The following is an 8,835-nucleotide window of genomic DNA, read 5'->3' as shown; positions in this document are numbered from 1 at the left end:
GACAAAAACCGGATCCTCAGACAGCTTATTATATTCTACCTGATAGTCACCCATTCTCTTATCTCCTCTCATAGTTTAGGCTCCCCACTATTCTCTCTGGACTCAAAGTACTCATCGAGCTCAGGGCGGAGAAATAGCTCACCGTCAACAATCCCGACAAGTGTCCGATCAATCCGCGCAGCATCTCCATCAGAATGTTCGCGCACAACAGGAGAGTTAACATCAACTATTCCGACAATATCTGACCGCCACAGTACGTGAGCATGATTCAATATGTCAAGGAACACTTCTCGAGAGAACAAATACGGGTTCGAGCGAATTCGAATACTTAGAATAGCACGCGAATTATTGGTGCATCCCCATTCCGATTCTCCCCATCGGGAATATATTTTAAGGGAACCCCCCTCCTTTATCCTATACTTTCCGCCTGGATCCGTCCACAGTCCCATAAATTTGCACGATGACTCAGCACCCTCTTCTAAAGTATTTTGTACTGAAAAGCAGTGAGACCAGAACTCCGTACGATGCCCATCAATAAACGCCGGACGCGAATAGAAGTCCCGTGGATTATCATACTGCGAAAAGCCATACCATACATCTGGTTGACCCGGAAGCTGGCGATAATAGTCAAACAGAGCTTCCACGGCCGCGATATTATTGACATCTCCAACGAATGTCGTTGGAGTATAGCGGATAGCTTGAACTAAAAACTGTGGATGATCCGACAATCTGCGGATATCATCCTCTTTGCACATTCTCAGAGCCTCTTTCTATTTAGAAAAATTCCGCTAATACCTGATCATCATAGCTTGGACAGTATGTTTGTTCGCGATAAGCTCAGTGAGCACCTCTGCGGCTTTCTTTATGACTACTTTCCACACTACAGTGTAGCCTCGCGCGCCTTTAGTTTGACGTGCTCCTGTGGCACTGGGTCACCTGCGCTTCGCAACTATGGTCGGAATTGGTATATTCCTTCATCAGTGTTGCGGGTGGGCCGATTATATACCCACTTCGCATCGACAACGGCTCGACTCGGCGGGTAAGAAGGATCGCCTCCGTCACATTTCGCCTCGAGCGAGTCCTTCCTACTCTTCAGCGCTAATGATAAATGTCCAGCAGATGGGTATCCCGTCACATGTTCTTGGTGATCATTTGCCGTTGTCGAGGAGTTTTCGCCCGATGATGCCCATTCACCGATCTCATAGACGGGACGCGGGCTGTCCGTGAAGTTACCGCTGTTGGGCCATTCTTTGCCGTGCCAGCAGCACTCTGTTATGCAACGCCCTGTGGAAGTATCCTTACTGCATCTTCCCCCGCCGGTGCACTCCGCCCTCGGGGCCGTCCGTCCTTGCTTGCCAGCCTGTTGAGCGCCACGCTCAACCAGGGCGCCCTGCTGGATCCGCTTGTCCTACGGGCCCCGGTCGGCCCCACAGCACCACCGCCCCTACCCCCCGTCGTCCCCACCCCGAGCTCTCTACACTGGCACTATGGCCGCGCACACATCCGAGCCCGGGGCCTCCGGTGTCGGTACTGTTCTCCGATCCCTCAATAACAATGCTGTTCTCGTCACCGTGGAGGGGCAGCGCCGCATTCTCATGGGTCGCGGTATCGGCTTCCGGCGCCGCCTCGGTGATGACATTCCCCTCGCCGAGGCTGAGGAAATCTTCACCACCCGCCTCGATGAGAGCGGGCGGGACATCGGCGCATTCCTCAACGACATCCCCCTCGAAGTTTTCGAGTGCTGCCGCGCCGCCCTCAATGAGATCGGCCCCGAGCTCCCCCACTCCTCCCAGGTGCTGCTTCTGGCCCTCGCGGACCACCTCCACCAGGCCATCGCTCGCACCGAGCAGGGCATCACGTTGAGCTACCCCACCAGCTGGGAGGTTCCGCACCTCTACCCTCAAGAGATGCGCTGGGGTCGGCTCACGGTTGAGGTCGCGCGTCGGGAACTCTGCCCCGCCCTACCCGACGACGAAGCCACCGCCTTCGCCATGCACTACGTCAATGCGCACTTCACGGGCAACAACCTCGCGCGCACGATCGAGCTCACCGAGCTGCTCAACCGGGCCGTCGAGGCCGTCCAGCGCCGCTTAGGTGCCGACGCTCCCCAGGACCCTCTCAGCGTGGCGCGCTTCGTTACCCACCTGCGCTATCTCTTCGTGCGCATCATGGATGACGCACAAATTACCCGACGGGTCATGGCGCCGCCGCCCGATGCGCACGAGGATTCCATCGAGCGGGCGGTGGCGGACGTCCAGGCGATCGTCGAGAACTCTCACGGAGTAAGCCTCAGCGATGCCGAAGTGGACTATCTCCGCCTGCACATCCTCCGGCTTAGCGACCCGCGCGCTCCTCGAAGCCCTCGTCGCCCGGACGCTGCAGCTCCTCAATGATCTCGTCTTTGAGCTTCTGCTTCTCGTTCTGGCTCATGCGGGTGGCTCCGCGCAGGATCGCGGTGACACCCCAGATGATCGCCACGTGGATGAGGAGAAGGATGATGATCATCAGAAATTCCCAGATACCCATGCTCCTTAGTTAAGCACACGGGCACTCGTCCCGCAGCGTGGAAAGTATCCCACCTCACAGCGGCTTTTGCCCAGCTCAGGCCCGCCGTTTACTGTTATTGAGATGACGAATAGCGCAGACTGTGAGGAGCTTAACCAGACCCAATAGATTCTCTTCACCCGGTTAAGCGCCATAATTGACGGCATGACTCAAGCACAGTACCCCGCCACGCAGGGGCATGAGCGGACCTTCTTCGGTCATCCGTGGGGGTTGGCGAACCTGTTCGGCATTGAAATGTGGGAGCGTTTCAGCTTCTACGGCATGCAGGCCCTCCTGGCGTACTACATCTACTATCCGCTGGCCCAGAACGGGCTGGGGCTGGATAAGGGTGTAGCCACGTCGATCGTGGGCGCCTACGGCGGCATGGTGTACATGGCGGCCCTGGCGGCGTCCTTCGTCTCGGACCGCATGCTGGGCTCGGAGCGCACACTCTTCTACTCCGCGATCCTCGTCATGCTGGGCCACATCTCCCTGGCCCTCATCCCGAGCACGATCGGCCTGGCTCTGGGCCTCGTGTGCATCGCGCTGGGCTCCGGCGGCATCAAGACGTGTGCCCAGGTGGTGCTCGGCCAGCTCTACTCGCGCGAGGACACGCGCCGCGACGCCGGCTTCTCCATCTTCTACCTCGGCGTGAACATCGGCGCCCTCATCGGCCCGCTGCTGACCAACGCGCTGTGGGGCTGGGGCGGCTTCCACTGGGGCTTCGGTCTGGCGGCCATCGGTATGGCGCTGGGGCTCATCCAGTACATCCTCATGCGGAAGTCCACCATCGGCGCCGCCGGCCACGAGGTCCCCAACCCGCTGCCTCGCTCCGGCTACGTCCGCTGGGGCGTCATCGTGCTGGTCGTGGCGGTCATCGTGATCGCGCTCATCGCCACCGGCGTGATCCCGCTTGAGCGGCTCTCCGACATCGTCACCATCGTCGCGCTCGTCGCGGCGGTCATCATGTGGTGCCAGATGTACTTCTCCAACCTCACCACCGCCGAGGAGCGCTCCCGCCTCGTCGGCTTCATCCCGATGTTCATCTCCGGCGTGCTCTTCTTCGGCATCTTCCAGCAGCAGTTCACCGTGCTCGCTATTTATGCCGACGTCCGCCTCGACCGCATGATCGGCTCCTGGGAGATGAAGCCTGGCGTGGTGAACTCCATCAACCCGGTGTTCATCATCATCTTCTCCGTCATCTTCGCGGCGATGTGGACCAAGCTCGGCGAGCGCCAGTGGTCCACCCCGGTGAAGTTCGGCGTGGCGAACCTCATCATCGGTGTGTCGCTCTTCTTCTTCCTGCCCTTCAGCGGCGCGGAGCCGAACAGCGTCCCGATCTACGCCATCGTCTGGATTCTCTTCCTGTTCACGATGGGTGAGCTGCTGCTGTCCCCCGTCGGCAACTCTCTCGCGACGAAGCTGGCGCCCCACGCCTTCCCCTCGAAGATGTTCGCCCTCTGGCTCATGGCCGTGGCGATGGGCACCTCGCTGGCCGGCAGCCTCGCCGGCTTCTACAACCCGGATGACTCCTCCGCGGAGAACTCCTTCTTCCTCATCCTGGGTTGCGCCTCGATTGTCCTGGGCATCATCGTGCTTCTCATGAAGCGCTGGATCCTCAAGACCTTCCAGGGCGTGCGCTAGGCGCAAAGGTCACACGACATTCCCCCGCATCGATTCGATGCGGGGTTTTCTGTGGCTCTCTCCGTAGGCACCGTGCACGCTGGCAGCCATAGGGTGAGCGTAGAGAGCTCGGGGTGGGGCCGACGGGGGTAGGGGCGGTGGTACGAGGGCGTGATGAACGATGAGATGTGCCTCACGTAGACCACAAAAAAATTGTCCTTTATGAGTGCTAGGGAACTCTTTACTGGGTTTCGCAGGGTGTGAGGTACCACATTTGTCCGTTGCGGGGAATTTTCATGTTTTCTTCAGCCGCTGGAAGGGAATATATTATCTATAGATAGCAAAGGGATAAGGTACGAACCTTAAACCTGGCCGTGATCGACCTCGATGAAAGGTGGTTGGAGATGAAGCGTGCGGGCCGTGTGGCGGCAGTGGTGTCAGCGGTAGCCATGTGGAGCATGGCGGGAATGGGGGTGGCATCTGCGATGCCAATCGATTTCCTGCCGTGGCCTCTTCCGGTGTCCGGAGTGGATCGTGGGATGCCGGATCGGGTGACAGACAAGGTGACGTCTGACGGGTGGGTTGTTCACGCAGGGAAGTTCGATGAGCACGTCTTTGTGAACCCGCCGTTGGATGGTTCGTGGACGACGGGCGAGGCATTCGGTTCGGTCAACTTTAAGGGCTGGATCGACGGCGAGGGCGCTCCTGAGCTCTCCGGCGCGGTTTTTGAAGCGGGCTATCAGGTGGGCTGTGGCATCGATATTTCTGGGGGTATTGATGCAGAGATTGCTGGTGCGTTGGGCTCATCTCCGGCGTTGAAAGCTGGCGTCGAGGGAGGGCCTTCGGTCTCGGTGAAGCTGCCGAATGTGCAGGGCGTGAATGCCGGTATTGATGGCACGGCAAAGGTAGAGGGTTCGGTGTCCGGTAAGGCGGAGATGGCCCCGACGGTGTCGGCGCATCTCAACCCGGGTGGCATCACCAATGTGGTGTTGGTGTCGATGCCCATGGATCCCCAGTACCTTCGCGCTTCCGGAGGATTCTCCGGTGCGCAGGTGAAGGTGGAGGGGTGCATCGGCCCGGTGACGGTGCGATCCTTCGCGACAGTGTCGACGACCTCACCGACGTCAGTGGACACCGTGAGTGTCTACGGGGATCCCCAGCGGATCCGCTAGGCGGGGATGATGACGACACAGGCAGGTGAGAAGGACGTGTTCCCCGTGCATGGATCAGGGATTGGCGACCGTGCTGGGGAGGAGTCCTCTGGTCAGCAGGCACCGTCATGGGTGGCTGCCGTGATCATGTTCCTGGTCGGGATCGTGGTGGTGCTCGTCGGCTTGTGGGCTTCGCAGTACTTCGCCGCACCAGTGACACGGTGGGGCTATGTTCCCGTGATGTTTGTGTTCAAGGTGATCATGATGATCGGCGGCGGACTGATGACCTCTGGGTTTATGAGGATATGCTCGCGCCTTTTCTCGGCGAGGTCATAAGTAGTCAAGGTCCTGGGGAAGCAAAAGGAAAAGAACGTGTCCTGCGTAGCGTGGCCGATTAGTGATAGGCCCTCAGATCGTCATGATGTGTGGTGTGAGCGCTGCCGTCGTCTATGTGCGGTGATCGGGGTTGCAGTGACCCTGATTCTCGGGATGGGAGTGATGTGCTCACCGTCTGCGCACGCTAAGGAACCGACAGCGGAGGATATTGCTCGCTGTGAGCGGGAAAAAGCGGCGCGTGAGGCGTGGTGGGAGAATACCTACCGCCAAACACACCCTGGGCATGTAGGCCCGGTTCCGCCGAACCCGGTGCCGTATGTGTGCGGGCCGGTGCCTGACGATCCGCCGGCCTTGCCGGAGCTCGATAACACTGAGGACACGCCGGGCCGGACGCATCACTACCAGGGCTTTGATTCAGGAACCAATCCATACGAGCAGGATATGGAGGTGGGATCCCCGCGGAGAGGTCTGAAAGACCGGATGAAGAGCGGGGTCGATGATCAATCGAATCATCCCGATCGGGCTGAGTCGAATGTTCCGAAAGAAACTCCGTGGAGCGTAAGCCTTCCTGACCGTGTTGTCCGGGTTGTTGAGACGGACGACGGTGACGTCGCTGTCGTTGATGAGCAGGGGGTTACAACCGGTGAGGTAGTGGTGACGGACCCCGCCACGGGTGAGGTGCGTCTTGATGATCGTGAGGGTGTGGGAGGTGAGAAACTCGCTGACCCTGAGGAGCCGCATGTCGTGACCCCGGAACCAGCGCCTGCGGATGCTCCTGCTTCTCACGAGGCGGAGAATTCCACACCGGGGCTTCCCGGTGGTGCGTTGGTGAGTCTTGCCGGGGCGATGGCGGGCGCGGCTGCGGTTGTTGGCCGTCGCAGCCGAGTATGGCGGAAAGATATTGAGTGGGGGAAGGGCCGCACTCAGTCTTTGGTGGTGTTGGAAGGGCCCGATTCGCCGCGTGAGCACCGATTTAAGATGGACGTTCCTCCCGGTGGGCGGCTGGTGAAGAATGCCGACGGCGGGGTCAGCGTGTATGACGAGCGCGGCCGGGTTGTCGAGTCGATCCGACCGCCGTGGGCGTTTGATGCTTCGGGGCGTGCTGTCCCGACGTGGTTTGAGGTAGATAACGCGACGGGGGAGATCGTCCAGGTCATTGACCCTCTGCGCACGACTGCGCTTCCCGTCGTAGCGGACCCGGATAAGTCGAAGGGCACGGGGGATGAGTCTTTGTGGGACAAGACGAAGAAGGTGGGGCGTAAAGGGTGGGATAAGACCAAGAGCGTTGCCCGTGCTGGGAAGAATGAGGTTCGTGACGCCGGGAAGTGGGTCGACGAGAAGCGGCAGGAGGCATCAGATTCTGCTCATAAGCGAGCAGAGTCGTGGGGTAAGTCTGATAACAAGGCCGTACGCCTGGCGGGGAAGACTGCTGGTGTAGTCAATGATTTCGGGGATGGGGCGTATGACGGTGCTAAGGGGATGGTGGAAGGAGCTGCACCGCTTGTTGGCATGGGCGAAGATGGTGGCCCGGGGGTCGCGGAATCCTGGAAGAACGGTCCTGGTGCTCTTGTGGGCGCGTCTGATGAGGTGGGACCAAAAGACGCGTTGGTAGGGCTAGGAAAGGATATCGTCGCTTGGGATGAGTTCAAGCAGGGGAACTATGCCAAAGGTGCTGGTAAAGTAGCCTTTAATGTGGGTACCGCTGGCGTGGGTGGTGGTGCTGGTGCAGCGGGTCGTGTTGGCCGTGTAGGGAAGGCGGCCCGGGCAGGGTCCCGGGTTGAGCGTGGGGCGAAACAGGCTAGCAAGCAGGGACGTAAGGTTCCGAAGGACGGCGTCCCGAAGCCTAAGCTGCAAGGACCCAAGGGCGGAGCTGAGAAATCCGTCCGTGGAGCCAAGCCGCAAGGCCCCAAGGATGGGGTCGGCAAAGAGCATCTGCTCAGGCAAGGGGACGATGCAGTAAAGAAGCCCCCGCGTGGTGCTGAGAAAAGCCGGCCGGAGGTACACCCGCCACTCGGTGTAGGGGTTGGGGCTCAAGGTCCGGGGCAGGCGCCTACGGATGAGCCAGAGGATATCTCTGTTCGTCCGGTAGAAGAGATTGGTGAGTGGGGTCCATCGGGCGAAAACTTCTCAAAGAAGGCAACGGAGTACCAAGAGTTTGTGACTGGACACCCAGCGTCCGAGGCCTTTATCGTTGAGAACGACGGACAGAGGGTGAAGTTTGATGGGATCGACCCTGAATACCCTCCCAACGGGGCGTTGGTTGACGCGAAATACTCTTACGACAACTTCATTGAGGAAGGTGAAGGCGGTAAATTACAGTTCAAAGAGTGGTTCCAAGGTAGGGGTGGGATAGTCGATCAGGCAGAGCGGCAAAGAGATATAGTGGATGGGTATCCGATCATCTGGCGGGTGGGTACAGAAAAAACGGCGGATATGTTGAGAAGTGTACTGGAGGAGGAGAATATAAGCGAAATTGATGTAGTGTATTATCCAATGACCAAAGGATAGGAGGTTTACCGTGAAGTGGAATCCTAGGCAAAGCGGACGGATAACGGAACGGCCAAGTTTTCTTTTGCAGGCAACGCGTTATGCAAGTACGGATTTTGTTGGCACCGAGGCTAATGTTTCTGCGTTAGAAGCGCTGTTTGATTATTACCGTCAACTTCCGGGCCAGCCGAGTGTTTGGTATGGTCACTCGCTTGTTAGTGATCCGACAGAGTTTTACTCTAAACCAGTGTTTATTGATGGCAAAAGGACAAAGCACTGGCCGCGGTGCTATGAGCTGAGAAATAATTTGGATTTCGGTAGTCGTTCATACAGTAGATTCATAGGTATATTAGACGATCCGCAAGAGCCTTATGGGGTAAAAGAAGGGTGGAGTACAGAAATATCATCACGGTGGGGGGTTTCGGAGACTGGATATTATAGGTACGGGCGGGACTTTCTGAAGATAGGCTTTCTACCATTCTCGAATCTTATCGATCGAACGAGTTTTCTTGATATCATTCATCATGTCTACGTTCTATGGCGGGCAGATATCGTCGGGATCGTCGATTTGAAGTCCCCGATGCCTAAAAAATCGAACAACTGGGACGCTGAATGGCTTGATAAATTGCTTGTCGGGATTGTTGACGGTGAGCTATTTCTCCGCCCTGAGCTCGATGAGTACTTTGAGTCCAGG

General features: G+C 58.2%; 7 protein-coding genes. 6 read left to right on the top strand and 1 reads right to left on the bottom strand.

What is annotated here, in order from left to right:
- Positions 1–1,487: 1,487 nt before the first annotated feature.
- On the top strand, positions 1,488–2,393 hold the full coding sequence (locus L1O03_RS11445) for a PRD domain-containing protein (RefSeq protein WP_236120135.1): 906 nt from the start codon (positions 1,488–1,490) through the stop codon (positions 2,391–2,393).
- Here L1O03_RS11445 and L1O03_RS11440 read toward each other — a convergent pair.
- Entirely contained in the window at positions 2,335–2,526 is a 192-nt protein-coding gene (locus L1O03_RS11440; RefSeq protein ID WP_236120134.1) for a hypothetical protein, read from the bottom strand. The two genes, L1O03_RS11445 and L1O03_RS11440, sit on opposite strands and share 59 nt — an antisense overlap.
- A gap of 183 nt (positions 2,527–2,709) precedes the next feature.
- On the opposite strand from L1O03_RS11440, the gene L1O03_RS11435 reads away from it, so the two are divergent.
- The 5 genes from L1O03_RS11435 to L1O03_RS11415 all read left to right on the top strand — a co-directional run.
- Entirely contained in the window at positions 2,710–4,188 is a 1,479-nt protein-coding gene (locus L1O03_RS11435; RefSeq protein ID WP_236120133.1) for a peptide MFS transporter, read from the top strand.
- Positions 4,189–4,652: 464 nt separating this feature from the next.
- Positions 4,653–5,339, top strand: a complete 687-nt coding sequence (locus tag L1O03_RS11430; protein WP_236120132.1) for an MspA family porin — start codon at positions 4,653–4,655, stop codon at positions 5,337–5,339.
- 6 nt (positions 5,340–5,345) lie between these two features.
- Entirely contained in the window at positions 5,346–5,654 is a 309-nt protein-coding gene (locus tag L1O03_RS11425; protein ID WP_236120131.1) for a hypothetical protein, read from the top strand.
- 351 nt (positions 5,655–6,005) lie between these two features.
- Positions 6,006–8,162 (top strand): Tox-REase-5 domain-containing protein, encoded by a 2,157-nt coding sequence (locus tag L1O03_RS11420; RefSeq protein WP_236120130.1) that lies wholly within the window; start codon positions 6,006–6,008, stop codon positions 8,160–8,162.
- A 10-nt stretch (positions 8,163–8,172) separates the two neighbouring features.
- The coding region (locus tag L1O03_RS11415) for a hypothetical protein (RefSeq protein WP_236120129.1) at positions 8,173–8,835 on the top strand (663 nt) is incomplete at its 3' end.

It is taken from the genome of Corynebacterium uropygiale (assembly GCF_021568315.1).
Taxonomy (GTDB): domain Bacteria; phylum Actinomycetota; class Actinomycetes; order Mycobacteriales; family Mycobacteriaceae; genus Corynebacterium; species Corynebacterium uropygiale.
This window is presented reverse-complemented; position numbering and strand designations above follow the sequence as displayed.

Coding starts and splice junctions, on each gene's coding strand:
- L1O03_RS11445 (WP_236120135.1), top strand. CDS start 1,488: ATGGCCGCGCACACATCCGAGCCCGGGGCCTCCGGTGTCGGTACTGTT.
- L1O03_RS11440 (WP_236120134.1), bottom strand. CDS start 2,526: ATGGGTATCTGGGAATTTCTGATGATCATCATCCTTCTCCTCATCCAC.
- L1O03_RS11435 (WP_236120133.1), top strand. CDS start 2,710: ATGACTCAAGCACAGTACCCCGCCACGCAGGGGCATGAGCGGACCTTC.
- L1O03_RS11430 (WP_236120132.1), top strand. CDS start 4,653: ATGCCAATCGATTTCCTGCCGTGGCCTCTTCCGGTGTCCGGAGTGGAT.
- L1O03_RS11425 (WP_236120131.1), top strand. CDS start 5,346: ATGATGACGACACAGGCAGGTGAGAAGGACGTGTTCCCCGTGCATGGA.